The following is a 17348-nucleotide window of genomic DNA, read 5'->3' as shown; positions in this document are numbered from 1 at the left end:
ATCATTTAGTGGTTGGCGGAGAAGCGAATGCCAGAATGGAAGTTTATCTCTTTGGATTATGAGCCACTCTATCGGGATTTGCAGGAAACCGGCACAGAGGTTTTCGTGAAAAGCGCTAGCACTTTCAGCGCAGGCTCGTTTGGCAAAATCAGTCGCGCCGCCGATCAGCGCCGCCAAAGGTTCTTTGAGGAAAAACTGCGAACCATCGCGTGGCATTTGGGATCGGAGTCCATCCCGGTATTCATCGATTTCAACGGTGATAAGAGCCGGATGGATAAAGGTTGCCTTGGTCACGCGCTTGCGTCGCCCGCTTTACTCGCCCCACCGGTCGATGGACCCGACGGCTATGTTACCTACGTTACCTTCCTGGGGCGGGAGCAAAGGAGCGTGACGGGACAGCAGACTCTTCGGGAACTGAAGCCGCGGGTACTGGAAAATCTGAAGAACCTGGGGCCGGTTAAAGTAGCAAGGTTGATGTCGTTGCTTGATGCGAAGGAAAAGCCAGTTCGTTCAGCAATAGATAGACTCCGAGTGGACGGTGAGCGAATTTGGATCGATGCAGCTCAGGGGTTTTGGTGGCGGGATGACATAGCGCCTAAGGGGCCCCGACACTCTCGTTGGAAGAGGACGTATGTCCCTCTCTCATAAAGCGGGATCGCGTCCATGGAGGATAACGTGCCGCAATGGACATTCCTACCGTTGGACTACGATCCATGGACCAAGGGGACAGATGTATTTGTTCAAAGCGTCGACACCTTTGCAGCGGATTCCTTTGAAAGGACGACACGCGCGCCGGATCCCCAGCGCCAGCAGTTCTTTGAGAAAATGCTTTTGAACATCTCATGGCACCTCGGCTCTGACGCTATTCCAGTCTTCATCGATTTCAATGGCGATCGGAGGCGGATGGACCTTGGGTGTGTCAGTCACGCGCTCGCTGAGCCAAGTTTTCTCTCGAATCCCCAGAATGGGCCTGATGGGTATGTAACTCACGTGCGTATTAAGCCGACGGGCGACTTCTCCACCGATCGTCAAGGGACGGATGACATGACCGCACTTTGGCAACGCATCTATGAGACCGCGAGCAAGGAGCACCCAGAATTGGCTATGAAATCGCCGGGCTCCAAAGGGGCCGGATCGAACTGGGTTATTTTCAAAGCCGATCTGCCGCCGAAAATTACAATAGATTGGAAGATTACCAAGGGAACGGTTGATTTGTCGTTTTGGCCGGGAGCTTCGGCGATGCCCCGTGATGACATGGATCTTGGTTCCTTAGCGCAGGCGACATCGAGAAAACCATCTATTGTCATGTTGGGAGCCACCAAGGTGATTACGGTGCCGATTTCCGCTCCCGGGCCGACCTCTACCCAACTAGACGGACAAAAAATAAAGGAGGCTCTGGAAGTCGCGTCTGCTCTATACAAATTCTATTGCGACAACGATGCCGTACTTAAAAATGAATAAAAAATAAGGTAGTGTGATCACCATAGACTACAGATTGGATCGGGAATCCTGCATTCAATATTATCACTTCTTTGCCGAAAGACGCCTTCGTTGTCGTTTGCGCGATCAGAATTTTAGTCGCCGCGTCCGTTTTGCCGCCGTAATTATCTTTCCATCATCGCTCATCACGAGATAGCTGTCCAAATAGTCCGAGAGAGAGGCGTATTCGCGGCCCAATTCCCCCCTCGCGCGAGCTCGTCCTCTGCCGTCCATGAAATACACGTCTGCGCCGTGACGGCGCCTGCGACGCCCGTAGGCGAGGATGGCATCGACAATTTCGGTTTTGATCCCTCTCTGCTGACAGCGGACTTCTGCGTGGTGCGTGTACATCGAATTCTCCTCCTTCCTGTCTCATCTGGAAGGTAGGAGAGGGGGATGCCAATTCCTGTCATGCAGCCTGCACCTGTGAAACGGGAGGCATCGTTCCACCTCCCTGCCTCAGGCCATACTCACGCAAGGCGCAGAGCGTGTTGACGAGCCGCATCTCGTGCACGCTGCTGCAGGGAACCTCCAGGAGACGCGGACTGGCGAAAACAAGCGCAAGCACTTGCGCGCGCGAAACGGCGACGTTGATCCGGTTGAGGCTGAACAGGAACTCGACACCCCGAGGTATTTCATCCGCCGACGAGGTCGTCATCGAGACCATGCAAACCGGTGCTTCCTGGCCCTGGAATTTGTCGACCGTTCCGATGCGGGTCCCGGCGGGCAGCGACCTCTTCAGCGCATTGACCTGCGCGTTGTAGGGCGCCACGATCAAGATATCGTCCAGCGTCAAGTTGCGCTCCAAGCCATAGCGGTCGCGAAACCTCGCTCCGACCAAGCGATCAATCTCCTTACGGATCGCAGCAATTTCTTCGACCGAAACCTGTCTGTTCCCCGCATGTGGAACTTGCATAAGATGGACACCTGACGATCGATCGCCAGGATCAAGAAGGAGAGCCTGCTTTGCTGCGCTGTCATCTGAGGCGAGGCGGCTCTCGTAGACGATGTCGGATATGAATTGGCAGACGTCCGGGTGCATGCGCCGCGACACGGGTAGGAAAATGCCCATGTCGGTAGGAACTGTATTGTGACCGGCCAGCAGATATTCAAGAGACGAAAGTCCGCTTTCTCCGGGATGGGCACCCTGAATTGGCTGTGGCAACTGCATCGGATCGCCAACCAATACGATGTTCTTCGCGCAGGTCCCCATCGCCACGATGTTCGCCACCGAAACCTGCCCGGCTTCGTCGACGAACAGGTAATCGAACATCTGTTCGAATTCTGGCCGTGAAAAAAGCCAGGCCGTTGCACCTACTACCGATGCGGAAAACAGCTGGTCGTCATCGTTTTTGGATGCCACGTGAATCGACCGGTACTCATCGCTAAAGCCATCGCCACCCTTCTTTGCGACCGTGATGTTGATCCCGGCGTCGTTGGCTCGGTCTATGACAGCGCAGAGAAGGTTGTCGATCGCTTTGTGACTATTGGAAGCGACTGCAACCCGCTTTCCCCGCTTAACGAGATCGATAATCGTGCGGGAGCTGACATAGGTCTTACCAGTGCCCGGAGGGCCCTGTATCGCGATAGTTGAAATATTGAGGTCGCCCAACGCTGTGACCGTTTCGGCGACGATTTCTCGAGATGGATCGATGATTGTGAGCTGCCGATTGTCACTTGTGAAGTGAGGTTTGGAGCGCTCAAGGAAGTCGAGAATGGCTGGGAAATGTCGATCGTTGTGAATGACGGATGTCACCACTCGTCGGATGGCACCTTCGATCTGACGGGTGTCGAGCGGTCCAGAGGGAATGAGCGCTGTACAAGTCGGCGTTTCGTCGAACCGACTCCTRGGAAATGCCACGATCGCTGTGTTGTGAACTCGGTCGAGTTCAACCAGCCTAACCGACACTGGCAGTCCCTCTAATTCGACATTGCAATCGCCGATATCGAGTTTTGTCTCCTGTTCCGGGAACTCATACGTTCGCTGCCAATAACTGCCCATCTTCGAGCTCGACGAAACGGCCCTCAGCCCACCCAGACAGTCGAGATCGTCGATGAGTTCATCCGGTTCGGCGCCGATCTTGTCGAAGATCGACCACCATGCAGGCTTCTTCTCTCTTGGGTGAAAATAGACGAGGTCAAGCAGCAAATCGGCCATCCGATCCCCCAGCCGATCACGAACTGGCTGCAGCCTTTCGCGCAGTTGGTCGCCGGCCACTTGCTCGGTATCAACTCTCTCAAAATCGATGCCGCTTCCGTCCTCGTTAGAAGCCCGCCATTCCATGTCGAGTGGACGAACCGCTGAGACCAGCCAGTCGCGAAGCAACTGCGTAGAGACACAGTCGATACGATTGTAGTCTCGGATTTCATCAAGGATCGCCTGGCCGCCCGTCTCGCGCCATTTTTCGTAAGCTACAACGCTGCCGCCGGCGGTTTTCACCTGGCCGGTGCGTTGTTCCATGTAGAAAACTTCAAGGTTCTTGAGAGAGTAGGCCGGTTCTGAAGCGGTCAAACCGCCGGAAACAACCCGATAAAGGTCGATGAAGCGGTTTTGCCGCAAGAGCTGATCGAGCAGCGCTTCGCCGATCCCATGGCTGCTCGTAAGTCTCCGCAACGCGGAAATTTCGTAGGCCGCGTAGTGGTAGATGTGCGCCCCAGGGAACCGGCGAAGCCGATCTTCGAAAAATGCCATCAGATGGCGCAACGCTTCTTTTTCCTGGAAACGATCGTGTGCCCAAAAGTCCAGGAAAGTGTTGTCACCTTCGCCGTTGAACCAGACGCCGTGCAGATATTCCAGGCCATCTTCGTAGAACGGATCGCCCTCGATGTCGTAAAAAAGGTCTCCCTCGTCCGGCCGAGGAAGCAGTGCAAGTCCGCGTGCTGGGTCAAACGGCTTCAATTCGAACGCTGGCGGGCCGCCGGCGCGCCGGGCAGACTGCAGCCGAGCCTGAGTTTTCAGCCTCGTAAGTGTCACCTCGGCAAGCCTGGGCACCGGCGTCTCGCACCGACCAAGAGCAGTCATGGTTGAAATGCCAACAGAGGTCAGCTTGTCTCGCTGGCCTTTTGCGATCCCGGCCACGAGAGTGAGACTGTCAGTTTCTTCCCAATGACACTTGCAGATGTCTCGCCAGCGACAAAGCTGGCACATCCTGACCGGATCAGGAGATGTCGCCTGCGGGTCAGCCACAAACTCTTCTAGCCTCTTACGCGCCTGACGGGCATAGGCGGAATATTCTTGAAGCCGGAATGAAAAGCGCTCGCCGTTGCCTAGCTCGATATGGGCTTGGTCGGGATCGACTCCCTGAATCTTGGCAAGCAAATCCGAATAGAGAACCAGCTGCAGGATGTGCTTCGGGTCGGGCTTTCGCTTTAGCTTGGTGTCGATCACCTCGTAAGAAAAAGGACCTAAAGCTGACGGCTTGCCCACCTTGATGAGGAAATCTGACCAACCACCCCACGGTGCCGAGAGGAGGGCGCCTTGGAAAAGAACGTCCGCGCCTTCGCTGAGTGCTTCTCTGGTAGCATTCGCTGCGGAGCGCAGATCGATGTCTCGGCTGAATTCGATTATGCGGCGACCTTCGGCACGCAACTTAGCCAAGTAGTTTGCTTCGTGCGCATCGCCATATTGCTGAAGGAGCTTCGCATCTTCAGTGTCCGCAGCTGGCGTCAGCGGTTCACCCCGCAAACTGCGCAGATCCATTGCCGTGGCATGCAAGCACCCCATGAAGCGCATCAGGTCCGATGCGGATAGCAAGATGTCCTTGCCTTCCAGCTTCATGTCAGATTCCCCGCAACCGATGATAATAAAGCTGTAAGCAGTGGAGATGACAATAGCTGTCACCCGAAACGGTAAATGCCGATGTCTTTCGAAAAAGCGCAGCAGCTCATCGATCTTGCGACTTACGTAGCCGCGCGTCGTATGGGGGTGACCACCGACGATGTCATTGACCGGCTCGGCGTTTCGAAACGAAAGGCCCAACGGATTCTCCACACGCTCGAACTTAGATTTCCGGATACTGAAACGCATTTCGACGACGAAGGCCGAAAAAGATGGCGCCTGGATACGGCTGCCCTACGCGATCTCCTCACGCTCACTCCAGACGAACTGGCTGCGTTGGACATGTCGATTGGGACACTCGAACGCAACGCCCAAGGTGTGGAGGCAGACATGCTGCGGTCGCTTAGGGAGAAGATCGTTGCCCTGGTACCGCGCAACAGAATTGCTCGCCTGGAAACAGATCACGATGCCCTTCTTGAGGCGCAGGGTCTAGCCGCCCGTCCCGGGCCTGTCTCGCGGCTGGCTCCTCAAATCGCCGCCACCATAGCGACGGCTTTGAAGGGTTCGGAGCGACTGCGGATCATCTATCAGTCTCGTGGCGCTGCCGTGCCGACCGAACGCATTATCGAACCGTATGGGGTGTTGATCGGAATCAGACGCTATCTTGTGGCAAAGCCTAGATTGGATGCAGGTGATAGCTTCCGCCATTATCTTGCTGAAAAGATCGAGAGCGCCGAGTTAACCGGAGAAATCTTCGAGCGCGACCCTAGCTTCGATATCAATCGGCATGCCCGCCAGGCATTCGGAGCCTTCCAGAATGACAACGAGTTTGGCGAGGTCGTTTGGAGGTTCAGTTCAGACGCCGCTCCACAGGCCCGCAGCTTTCTTTTTCATCCGGATCAGGTTCTGGAGGACCAACCTGACGGCTCGCTCATAGTGCGCTTCTCCGCGTCGGGGCACCTCGAGATGTGCTGGCATCTTTATATGTGGGGCGACAAGGTAGAAGTGATAGGTCCCCAAGCCCTGCGTCAGATGGTGCAGGAGTATCGGCGATCGGATTTCCCGTCGCTTCCATAATCTGGCGATCCATTCTTCCGAATCATGCAAAGTGCGTGACCCAGTAGCTGGTGACAGGTTTTGTCACCGGGCTATGGGAATGAGCTACACCCCTGGCTGTTTCGACGGCGGGCGTGTCAAGGAGTATTGAGTTTATGGTTTACGAGAGTGTGCTGACCTACGGGAATTTCGGGAAATCTGTTGCCAACAACCACTTCTAACCAGCTTCATTCACCTGCTGCCTGCTGACGTGTTCGGCGGCAGCACCAAGGACAAGCCGGCGCCGCGCAGGATGCTCCTTGAGTACGGCTCCCTTCAAACGGAAACCGACGTGCCTACTACCAAGGCCGGCAAGCCACGGCTTTTCTTTCGCGATCGGGCGTTCGTCGCCGACTTCTTTCGGGACACCGTGGCGGAGCCGGGCGATGTAGTCGTCCTGGAACGGGTGTCTGACTATCACCTGCGGTTGTCTCTGAGGAAGCAAGGCTCAGCCGCACCGTGAGAAAGCGGTTGTAGAAAAGGCTCGAAGGAAAGGGAGGCCAAAATGGAACCGACGATCTGCTGTCCGAAATGCAAGACGGAAATAAAGCTGACGGAGTCTTTGGCGGCCCCATTGATCGACGCCACGCGACGGGAATTCGAAGTGCGGCTGGCAAACAAGGATTCCGAAATCGGAGCGCGCGAAGAAATGGTCCGGCGACAGTTGGAAGACGTCGCGAACGCCAAGGAGTCTGTTGATGAACAAGTGGCAGCAAAGCTTGCTGCCGAATGTGAGCGGATTGCGGCGGAGGAGGCGAAGCGCGCCACACTTAAGGTCTCATCGGATCTGGAGCAGCGTGCAAAGGAAATCGGCGATCTGAAGGAACTGCTCCAGCAGCGCGATGAAAAGTTGGGCGAGGCGCAGAAGGTCCAAGCAGAGACGCTCCGCAAACAAAGGGAGCTCGATGACGCTCGTCGCGAACTAGAACTGACTGTCGAACAGCGTGTGCAGGAATCGCTAGTCAGCGTGCGCGACAAAGCGAAGAAGGAGGCGGAGGATGGCCTTCATCTAAAGGTCCGCGAGAAGGAGGAGCAAATCAGCTCTATGCAGAAGCAGATTGAGCTTTTGAAGCAGCGAGCCGAGCAGGGATCGCAACAGCTGCAGGGGGAAGTCCAGGAACTGGAGTTTGAAGCGCTGCTGCGACAAAAGTTTCCACGTGATCAGATTGAACCAGTGGGAAAAGGCGAATTTGGTGGCGACATCATCCATCGGGTGATGGGACCGACTTCACAGCTGGCCGGCACGATCCTGTGGGAGATCAAGCGTACCAAGAACTGGAGCGGAAACTGGCTGGCAAAACTGCGGGACGACCAGCGCGCCGCCAAGGCAGATGTGGCTCTTATTGTGTCCCATGCCCTTCCGCAGGGGATGGATCATTCGTTCGATCTTATCGACGGCGTTTGGGTGACCGAACCACTATGTGCGGTTCCAGTAGCCATAGCTCTGCGTGAATCGCTCATTTCCTTGCTTGGCGCGCGCTATGCCGGCGAAGGCCAGCAGACCAAAATGGAGATGATTTATGGGTATCTGACCGGGCCGCGTTTTCGGCATCGCGTGGAAGCAATCGTCGAGAAGTTCACCGACATGCAGGAGGATCTCGAGAAGGAGCGCAAAACCATGACGAGGTTGTGGGCGAAGCGTGAACAACAGATCCGCGGTGTCGTTGAGGCGACCGCAGGAATGTATGGCGATCTTCAGGGTATCGCCGGGCGGCATCTGCAGGTCATTGAAGGACTCGATCCACTGATGATCGAGAGCTTGCCCCAGGAGGAGATGGGATTGGGAGCCTGACCGACCCTCATGTTGCAGATTCCACGGCGGCAAAATTTGCGGCGGAGCGAGTCGAGAGAGCTACCCAGGGCCCGAGATTGGGTTACTTGTCGTTTCTTGCGCCGCTGGTGGGGCTCTTATATGAAAAAACAAGTTTACACTGAATCGGTCGTCACGAAACGTCTATCATATTCTAATTAATCGAGTTCGCCCGGCGAGATTTGAGGTAGCTCCAGTAAAGATGCTGACCGAATACGAGCCCGGACTTGATGAAGAACGCTTTGACGCTGAAATCATTTCGAGGCCCAAAAAGGTGACCCTAATGTGAAACGCAACGACATTTCGGCGCGTCGACAGAAAGGGTTGGTGAGCGCAAACCCCGGGACTATAGAACCGGGCGAGGATATCCGCGATGACTTTGAGCATTGGCGCGTTCGTGCGCCTCAGAACCGATCCAACTCGGGCGGGAATTCTCCAGGACGGAGAACGATCACGTGCGGGAAGTCGAATGCTCCCGGTCCAGTTCCCGGATGGGACACTCACCTGGCTACCTGAGTCTGCGCTGGAAGCTGTGCCGCAGGCGCCTGTTTCGTTGTCCAAACGCTTTGCCGACGGCCGTTTCGCCGATCCCGAGTGGTTGCGTAGGACGCTGGCGCGCCTTCGGGTGACTGGGCGACTCAGCGACGTCGTCTACAGCATGGAAGCGACCGATACGAATTTCTACGCCTTCCAGTATAAGCCGGTTATCAAACTCCTCAATTCGCCAACCGATGGGTTGCTCATCGCTGACGAGGTTGGTCTCGGCAAGACGATCGAGGCCGGACTGATCTGGACCGAGCTTCGTGCACGATTTCAGAGCAATCGTTTGCTCGTGCTTTGCCCAAAAACGCTTTGCGAGAAATGGCGAGTAGAGCTGTTTCGGCGATTTGGCGTCGACGCGCGTGTTGTCGACGCAGGAGAGTTGCTTGATCTGTTGTCGACATCCGATGGTACCGGGCGCGGATTTGCCGCCATTGCCAGCATGCAATCATTGCGCCCGCCGCGGGGCTGGAATGACGAAGAGGACTCGCGAACCGGAACCGCTGCAGGCCCCAGACTCCGACTGGCTCGATACCTTGACGAATCCGCCGAAAGTGAACCGCTTCTAGATCTGCTGGTGATCGACGAAGCTCATCATATGCGGAACCCTGAGACCCTGCTGCACGGGCTGGCGAAGCTCGTGAATGCCGTGACGTCCCATCGGGTCTTCCTGTCCGCCACCCCTATTCACCTTCGCAACCGCGACCTCCATTCGCTGTTGCGCCTGATCGACCCCGACACGTTCGAATATGAACAGACCCTGGACGAACTGATAGAAATGAACGCGCCGATCGTGGAAGCTCGTGATCTGCTGTTGAAACCCGACGTCTCGGTCGAAGCGATCCTTCAACGCCTCGAGGCAGCGAGCCAACATGAGTTCCTTTCCGACAGTTCGTCGCTGAAGCTGATTCTAAACGAGCTGGGTCGTGGTCAACTCGACCGCAGCAAGAGAGCCGATTTGGCATCGAGGCTTGAACACGTAAACCAGCTTGCCAACTACGTGACGAGAACACGAAGACGCGATGTCGAAGAATTTCGCGTTCGACGGGATCCAAAGGCACCTTTGCTTTCCATGCATCCCGACGAACGACAGTTCTACGATGCCGTCACGGAGGCCGTGCGCGTTTACGCGGAAGAGCAAGACATAAGCGATGGCTTCCTCCTGGCGATGCCGCAGAGGCTTCTAGCCTCCAGTCCTGCTGCCGCGTCGGCGTACTGGGAAGGCTTGACGGAGAAGCAGGGTTCCATCGCCGATGATGACGATTCCGAATATGACCAGATTGATGTACGGTCTGAGGACAACGGAGACGCACGCCCGTTAGTCTCTCGCTTGACCGCGCTCGCTCGACGCCTGAAACTCACAAAGCGATTGACTTCTTGCGACACGAAATACTCGCTTCTACTGAGGCAGTTGCACCAAATCTGGCAGGAAGACCCGATTGCGAAAATCATCGTTTTCTCAAGCTTCAAGCCCAGCTTGAATTACCTGCGTTGGCGGCTCGAGGCAGATATTGGTCAGAACTCGTGTGAGCTGCTGCACGGAAGCATCAAGGAATCACGCGATCTCGTTCTGCAGCGTTTTCGAGAGAACGAAGCCAGTAAAATTCTGCTTTCCTCCGAAGTGGGAAGCGAGGGTATCGACCTGCAGTTCTGCTGGGTAATGGTGAACTACGACCTACCGTGGAATCCAATGCGATTGGAGCAGCGCATCGGCCGCGTGGATCGGCTAGGACAACCCAAGGATGTCGTTGTGGTCCTTAACCTGCTTTTTGACGGGACGATCGACCAGAAGATTTACGATCGTCTCTACATGCGTCTGGGGCTAGGTCAGAAAGCTCTAGGGGAATTCGAAGCGGTTCTGGGCGCTCCCATTCGAGACATGACCAGGAAGCTTGTCGATCCGCGCCTGACCGACCAACAGAAGGCCGAGGCGATTGAACAGGCCGCGCAAGCTGTTGAAGTGCTGAAGAAGCAGGAGGACGATCTCGAGGAACAAGCCGGTTCCCTCATGCGGCATGGTGACTATATCCTACAAAGCATTGCCGAAAGCCGCAGATTGAATCGATGGTTGAGTGGCGAGGACATCCTCGTCTATGTGCGTGATCGCCTGGTTAGGTCTTTTCCGGGCTGCAGCATCGACGCAAGTCCGCCAGGCTCGGATACCTACAGGATCAGGCTTTCACCGGCGGCCGCGGAAGCGTTCACAACGTTCCTGGGGCGTCGCGGGCTACGCGGTACTACCCGCCTGCTAAATGGCAATGACCAGCAGCGTTTCCAGTTCGACCCGTCGGTTGTGAAAGGAAGGCACGGCGCCAATGAGAATGTGTCTCAAATGCACCCTTTGGTTCGTTTCGCGGCAGATCTCGATTTGCTTGATGCGCTTGGCCAACGACCGGAGCCAATAGCATCCACGTTACGCATGGAGGACCTGCCCAAGCCTTTGAAGCCTGGCCCCTATGTCATAGGGATAAGGCGTTGGTATGCCAACACGGGCGACGGAAGCGTTGCCGGAAGCTCTAAGATTGCCTACGCAGGTGCCAGCCTTGGCAATGGGCAGCTCATTCCACCAGACATGGCGGAGGCAATTGCTTCGGCTGTTGCTTCGCGAGGGAGGATGCTTCCCAACGCCGCGAACGACGGACGGCTCGGTCCATCCGCCGACATTCTTCATGAGATTGTTTTGGGAGAACTGGACGCGCGCTTTGATGAGTTCGAAACTCAAATCAGAGCGCAAGTCGAAGACCGCATCAAGATTCGCCGGCGAGCACTCGAACGTCATCGCGACGCAAAAGCTCTCAGCCTGACCCTTGTGAGAGACTACCATCGGTCACGCGCCGAGGCCTACGAACGGCAGGGCGACGAGAAGGCGGCACGCCAACGGGCGTCCCTGGCCGAAGCGACCGAAGGGAAAATGCGCCGGCTCAATGAGAGCTGCACTCGCCGCTTATCAGAATTGGACGCATTGGGAGAAGTGACGGCCGAGATGACGGAAGTCTCGGCCATTTTTGTGGATATAGTCTAAAGGGGGAAAGTCATGGGTTGGAAGAGTCGAGGCAGCAAGGGGAGTGGAACCCTCGGCGATGTATTATCGCCAGAAATTCACGGGAAGCTCCTAGCGTTGCAGAAAGAACTGGCGCGTAAAACTGAACATACGATCGAAAAGCAGTTGCAAGCGTTTGCTGCCGATAAGCCGAGAAAGGATCATAAGCCAATTCGCGTGACAACACAGGCTCCCAATATCAAGACCAATCGACCTTTGCATCACAGTTCAACGCGGCCGACACCTCCGGCTCCTATCGCAAACCCAAAACCGCGAGGTTACAGCCTCGTCAGGCCTAAGGTGACGATCAAGACCCATAGCCCGGCCGTACCGGAAACAATTCGCGGCTCGAAGGCCAAGCAGCAAAAGATCGAGCCTCAGCATACGGAGCCATTCCGCTATTGGGACCTTCCTCTGGAAGCATCCGTTCGTGAAAACCCTCCCACCAGAATCAAGGCCGCTGATCGCGCCGATTTCGAAAGCGTTCTGGCTCAAGGGAGCGTCGAAGATGCCAGAGATCACCCCGATTTGCACGCGACGATCGGGTTGGATTTCGGGACAAGTTCCACAAAAGTCATCGTGCGCTTCCCCTACGAAGCCGGCGAGCCGTCAGTTGCGATCCCCGCGCCACGTCACTGCTTAAGCGACGGTGACGATTATCTGTGGCAAACCGTCTTGTGGCTGCGCAGCAATGGGGAGTTTGTGACTTGGCCGGAGAAAGGGGCAAGAGTCCTTTACTCCCTTAAGCAGGGAATCATGGGCTCGCAGGCCAACCTACCCTGCACCAGCGAGGAATACCGCGGGCTGAAGGTTAGGCGTACCGACGCAGCGACAGCGTATCTCGCCTTTGTCGTTCGCTATGTCCGCGGCTGGCTCCGGATAAATCGGCCTGAAATCTTGAGAGGCCGGTACACACGTTGGTCCGTCAACTTGGGCCTTCCAGCTGAGAACGCCGACAGCAGTCGACTGAGCAATGTCTATCGCCGGGTTGCGGCTGCGGCACTGTTGGCCGCCAACCATGATGGTCCAATCGATATTGAAGTCACGAACATATTCCTTGAAGACAAGCGCGTCATCTCTGCCGGACACTCTATGGAAGAAGCTGCGACTTTCGGCATTGCAGTGATCGCCGAGACAGCCGCGGAAGCAGCCGGCTTTGCAAAGTCGAACCAATCTGCTCCTGACTTGTATCTGATGGTTGACGTGGGAGCGATGACCCTCGACGTTTGTACCTTCAGGTTGCATCGTTTGAACGGCGGCGAAGATCAATACGCCCTGCTGAACGGCATGGTTCGGCCCCTTGGCGTCGAGGCTATGCACTGGTTCCTGGGTCAGGGAAAAAGCGACCCGGATTTCCGCCTGCAATGCCAGCAAAGTCTTAGGCAGGTGGTCTGGACAACGAAGAAGGACAAGGATCCAAACGCACGGTGTTGGAAGCAGGGTAACGACCTTCCGATTTTCCTCGTGGGAGGCGGCGCCAAGAACCAGACGCATCGCGAACTGGTAGGGGCGCTTGCCCCTTGGTTGCGTCAGCATACGGGAGGCGAGGGTGTTCGATTTCTGTCTCTTCCTCCGCTAAGGGGGATCGACTGCCCAAAGCCGGTGTTCGATTTCGGTCGAATGGCCGTTGCATGGGGACTTAGCTATCCGGAAGACCAGATTGGCACCATATTGCCACTGTCCAAGAGCGAGGACGTTCCTCCACTCGGGGAGAGCGGTTGGGCAGATGGTTTCATCTCAAAAGACCAAGTTTGAATATCAGCAGCCACTGTGGACGGGGCTCTCAGTGTGAAATTCCAGTTTCACACTGAGGTGTCTTTGGCTGAATGCACAATTCGCTTGTCGAACTCCAGTCTGACCTGATCTACGCCTCATGTTGTGGGCATCGGGGGAAGGCATGACGTGCAAGAAGAACTACTGGGAAACAATTGCGGAGCACATCGCGGAGGTTGTCGGAGACCGGCAGATCGAGGATGTTCTGCATTTTTCGCGCCTAGAGAATCTGTCCGGTATCCTTGAACACGGACTCCTAAGTCGATCATTGCTCCGGAACGCCGATTATGGCGTTTGTGTTAGCGATGCCGATCGCCTCGACAAGGAAGATGACGCGATCTCGGTGTCGATCTCGTGTTACTACCCGAAGATGACGCGAAGCGGAACCGCTCAGGAGACGAGCCGTGGGTTATCCTTGTCCTGCATCCGAGCCTTCTGTGGGATTACCCCTGCCGCTTCCACCGAAATGGCGCTGCGACAAATGCCACGAAGTACGGGAGCAGCACGACGTATGGCGGGTTCGCCCTCAAGAAGCTTTTCGACGATTTCTCTTTGTCGACGGATTCGACGAAGACAAGTTTCCGCGCTGAGTACGGCCTTCCGATAAGTTGGCCGGCTTTCTCAGATTCCGAAGTCCAGGTAATGAGCCCCATCCACCCAGACTACATCATGGGAGCCTGGATCGAGACGCCTGAACACGACGAGTTTGTCCAGGCAGCGTTTGCCACCAAAGGACGCAAAGAGTGTAAAGTGGTGGTTCAGCCCTTCAGCCCCCGGATCTGCCGTAAACCCTACTTTTGCGGATGAGCCGTCTCGGAGGACGCCTGTCCGGTCCGCGAAGTTCGGTTAGTGACGGAGACAGAAGGGCGCGGTCGCGGTATTGCAGCCGCTTGAATTGATCACCAGGCAGTGAACGACGAAATGGATCTTCGTGATTAGGCGCATACAGATCTCGCCCCTGACCCGAGTGAAACTGGAGTGGCTTGGTCGCCCCTTGTCCGCGAACTCGTCGGGCGCCACATTGTTCCAACGGGTAAGATGTGGGGGAAAGCATGGCCGGCTGGGTGCGGTATTCCATGTGGGACCGCTGGCGCGATCTAACGCGGTTCCGGCTGGCGTGTGAGATGGCGCTTGATTCCTACAAGGCCTATGTGAACGACTTTCCGGTATCGTCTCCATCGCCAATGATCGTCCATGATCCCTCCGGCGATTCTGGTTTCAAATGCGTTCTTGACGATTTCAAGCAGGTGTTGAACGACGGGGAGGTGCTATACCGGACACTCTATCCCACGTACGTCGCACTCACAGAGGACCTGGCGCGCGAACTCGTCGAACGGCTCGTGACCGACAAGGGGGTCGCTCGCACGAGCTTCGCGGGCATGAAGGCTGGCAACATCAGCGAGGCGGCCGAGCGCTATGTGACCGACGTAGCAATGGAGGTTTGGGGCGATGCCATCTTGAAGGCGAGCGGCCGCGACTGGTTGGGAATCAAAGGCAGCAAGCGCGCTGTCGTTGAAGCAGTGACGGTCCGCAATCTTTGCGCTCACGGCATTCCTGTCTTCAACCGCAAGGCGATCAACCGAATAACAGCGGCGGCAGGGCGCAATATCGCCGTCAAGGAGGGCGATCCGATCAAGCTCGATAAGAAGCGCTTMACCAATTACACGGCAACGCTTCGGGCGTTTGCTCGCGCGCTCGCAGATGGCGTGACGAGCCTTCCAGATGTCAAGAAAGGTTCGTAGCGCCGGACTGGCCCGACAGCCGCTAGACTAGGCGACGAAGGCCAAGTTGGCGGGGGCGGTGGTGTAGTCGTATTTCGGCAATAGGTGAGGGGTCAGTGTAAAATACCCATTTCACACTGAATCAGTTTAGCCCAGACTGAAGCCACGTTGCTGTTTTCGGTGGGAAAGTCGTTATGATTACGGCGCCCACCTCGATCGCCTCTCTCTTGAAGGGACCAGCCCCCAATTTCAGACATGCTTCCGCGCGCAGAAGCGCGACGGCTCAGGTATTTTCATTTCACGCTGGAAGAGAAGACAGACAGCATCTGGCCGGTGCGAAGTTAAGGCATGGGAGCACAGACGTGACAATGTCAGAGGCTCTTAGGTAGTCCGAAATCGGCTCTGAGACTGATGTGTGCTTTTCCAACAAGATCAATGATTAGTGGTGGAAAAAGCGTCCTCATCCTCCCTTGCGCTATTCCTCGGCGGGGTCGGTCGTTTGTAAGCTTACTCCCTGGATCCAGCGAGCTCGTTTACTCCGACGTTCGTGTATCCCCAGAAACAGCGATCGTCTGCTAGCCACCAAGGCGAGTGCGTCACTCGTAAAGGGCGGTGAAACATGAAGCCACGCTGTCCAGCGTGGCTCGCCACGTATCTTCTCGATGAGTCCCATGCCTGAAGGGGGATTGTAGATAGGGATCTGCCTGCCTCGGAATGAACGAAACTTTAGCGAGCCACCTTCGCCGCGCGCCTGCACATCCTTGACGGTTGCCTTGATGCGCCGCGAATCCGAATGCGATCCATAGATCGTCAACTCATAGGCTTCGCCCGCCCGTCCTTCCGGATATGTCGCCACGCCGGCGAATGTCAGTAGGGTTGTAGTCCGATAAAGAGGGGCGTCATCATCCAAATCCCAAGCATATTGAGGCTGATATATACCAGGTTCGATGCGAGTTTCGACGCTCGCCTCGCAGTGCTCCACTTTGATGGCGAGATGGGTATGTTCCTCTTCAGGTGGGTGCTTCGTCCTGCTGGGCACCGGCTCGATCACCTTGCGAATGAGGTCACGCGTGTCGATCTAAGTCCCGATATGGTCCTTCTGAGGGCAAAAGTTCGTACGGCGGATTTTCCGTGTGTCTTCTTTCCGCATGCCGGGCCCGCACGATTTCGTCGAGACGCGTCGTCGCACCATTCAGGGAACGTCTTCCGTCTTTGTTGATCCGAATTCTCGAGCCTCGATTGCCCAATGATGTGGCCGAATCGGACGCCACAGCAGCGCGCCACCAGGGCCATCTTGAGCTTAAACCAGCCATTCAAACCGTCGATCTAGAACCGTATCTGCAACCTCTCGATTTGCACTGGGTACCGAGCACCGGGCGGCCTAGAGCCTGCGGGTCCGTCCTCTTGGAAGACGCGGAAGGGCGGCAGCAGGTCTTTGCCGTTAGGATGTCCGCTGTCTTGCACTCTGAATGATCTGGGTGACTTGCTTGCGAAGGGCGGAAATCGACAAAATGCGGGAGACGGGTCACGAGCTGATGTTCGATAGCAGATGAGCTACATCGTCAAGCTCGAAGAATACATCTTGCATGTTGTCGAGATGCTCTCTGCCCGTGCTGCCCCGTGACCGGCCGCCCTGGAAATCCCAAATGTCATTCCAAAGTTCCTCAAGCTCCCACGTTAGCCTGAACCAGTCGCCCCGAACCCGGTCCTTGGCAAAGCGGTCGTGGACCATTTTTTTGGCTTCGAAATAGGAGTGGAACACCTCTTGAACGGATAGCTTGTTGACGTTCCCGCTGTTGAGCGCGGCGATCCGGCGATAAACATTTGTGGCGAAGCCGATCTTCACGAGTTTGCCGCTCATTGCAAAGTAGATGTACCCGCGCCGAGTGCCAGCAACCGGCTCCGGCGAGCCTGGCCGCCACTCCTTAGCCTTCGGATCGAAATCTGATGATTTGGTCGATTTGATTAGGTTGGGCGTTGACCTAATTTCAGTCATCCGCTGTTTAAAATATCGGCTCATATCTAACCCCATTTACGAAGTGCTCTTCGGTTCAATGAACCTGAAAAGTCGAACACAGGCAGAACAACATGCCTAAAACGGCATATTGCGAA

The 17348-nt window shown here is 56.0% G+C and carries 10 protein-coding genes; 7 read left to right on the top strand and 3 right to left on the bottom strand.

What is annotated here, in order from left to right; translation table 11 throughout:
- Positions 1-27: 27 nt before the first annotated feature.
- Positions 28-648, top strand: coding sequence for a hypothetical protein (locus tag AC1DZP_RS26190; RefSeq protein ID WP_477306380.1), 621 nt, complete (start codon positions 28-30; stop codon positions 646-648).
- Between the two features lie 15 nt (positions 649-663).
- Positions 664-1461 carry a hypothetical protein gene (locus AC1DZP_RS26185; protein WP_477306378.1) on the top strand — a complete coding sequence of 266 codons (798 nt, stop codon included), beginning with the start codon at positions 664-666 and terminating at the stop codon, positions 1459-1461.
- Positions 1462-1566: 105 nt separating this feature from the next.
- On the opposite strand, the gene AC1DZP_RS26180 is transcribed toward AC1DZP_RS26185, so the two are convergent.
- Both AC1DZP_RS26180 and AC1DZP_RS26175 read right to left on the bottom strand, forming a co-directional pair.
- Positions 1567-1830 (bottom strand): hypothetical protein, encoded by a 264-nt coding sequence (locus AC1DZP_RS26180; RefSeq protein WP_477306376.1) that lies wholly within the window; start codon positions 1828-1830, stop codon positions 1567-1569.
- 58 nt (positions 1831-1888) lie between these two features.
- On the bottom strand, positions 1889-5458 hold the full coding sequence (locus AC1DZP_RS26175) for a TM0106 family RecB-like putative nuclease (RefSeq protein WP_477306374.1): 3570 nt from the start codon (positions 5456-5458) through the stop codon (positions 1889-1891).
- Here AC1DZP_RS26175 and AC1DZP_RS26170 point away from each other — a divergent pair.
- The 5 genes from AC1DZP_RS26170 to AC1DZP_RS26150 all read left to right on the top strand — a co-directional run bounded on the left by AC1DZP_RS26170 (position 5405) and on the right by AC1DZP_RS26150 (position 15257).
- A complete protein-coding gene (locus AC1DZP_RS26170; RefSeq protein WP_477306372.1) occupies positions 5405-6334 on the top strand; it encodes a helix-turn-helix transcriptional regulator in 930 nt (309 codons plus the stop codon). The genes AC1DZP_RS26175 and AC1DZP_RS26170 overlap by 54 nt on opposite strands.
- Positions 6335-6857: 523 nt before the next feature.
- A complete protein-coding gene (locus tag AC1DZP_RS26165; RefSeq protein WP_477306370.1) occupies positions 6858-8144 on the top strand; it encodes a DUF2130 domain-containing protein in 1287 nt (428 codons plus the stop codon).
- A 391-nt stretch (positions 8145-8535) separates the two neighbouring features.
- Positions 8536-11724, top strand: coding sequence for an SNF2-related protein (locus AC1DZP_RS26160; RefSeq protein WP_477306368.1), 3189 nt, complete (start codon positions 8536-8538; stop codon positions 11722-11724).
- A gap of 96 nt (positions 11725-11820) precedes the next feature.
- A complete protein-coding gene (locus tag AC1DZP_RS26155) occupies positions 11821-13497 on the top strand; it encodes a hypothetical protein (RefSeq protein ID WP_477306366.1) in 1677 nt (558 codons plus the stop codon).
- Between the two features lie 1070 nt (positions 13498-14567).
- Complete coding sequence (locus tag AC1DZP_RS26150) at positions 14568-15257, top strand: hypothetical protein (protein WP_477306364.1); 690 nt, start codon at positions 14568-14570, stop codon at positions 15255-15257.
- Between the two features lie 1504 nt (positions 15258-16761).
- Here the strand turns inward: AC1DZP_RS26150 and AC1DZP_RS26145 are convergent.
- Positions 16762-17256 carry a GIY-YIG nuclease family protein gene (locus AC1DZP_RS26145; RefSeq protein WP_477306362.1) on the bottom strand — a complete coding sequence of 165 codons (495 nt, stop codon included), beginning with the start codon at positions 17254-17256 and terminating at the stop codon, positions 16762-16764.
- Positions 17257-17348 lie beyond the last annotated feature (92 nt).

The organism is Mesorhizobium sp. P2_F8 (genome assembly GCF_056403655.1).
The sequence above is the reverse complement of the archived record's forward strand: the minus strand, read 5'-3'. Positions and strand labels throughout refer to the sequence as shown.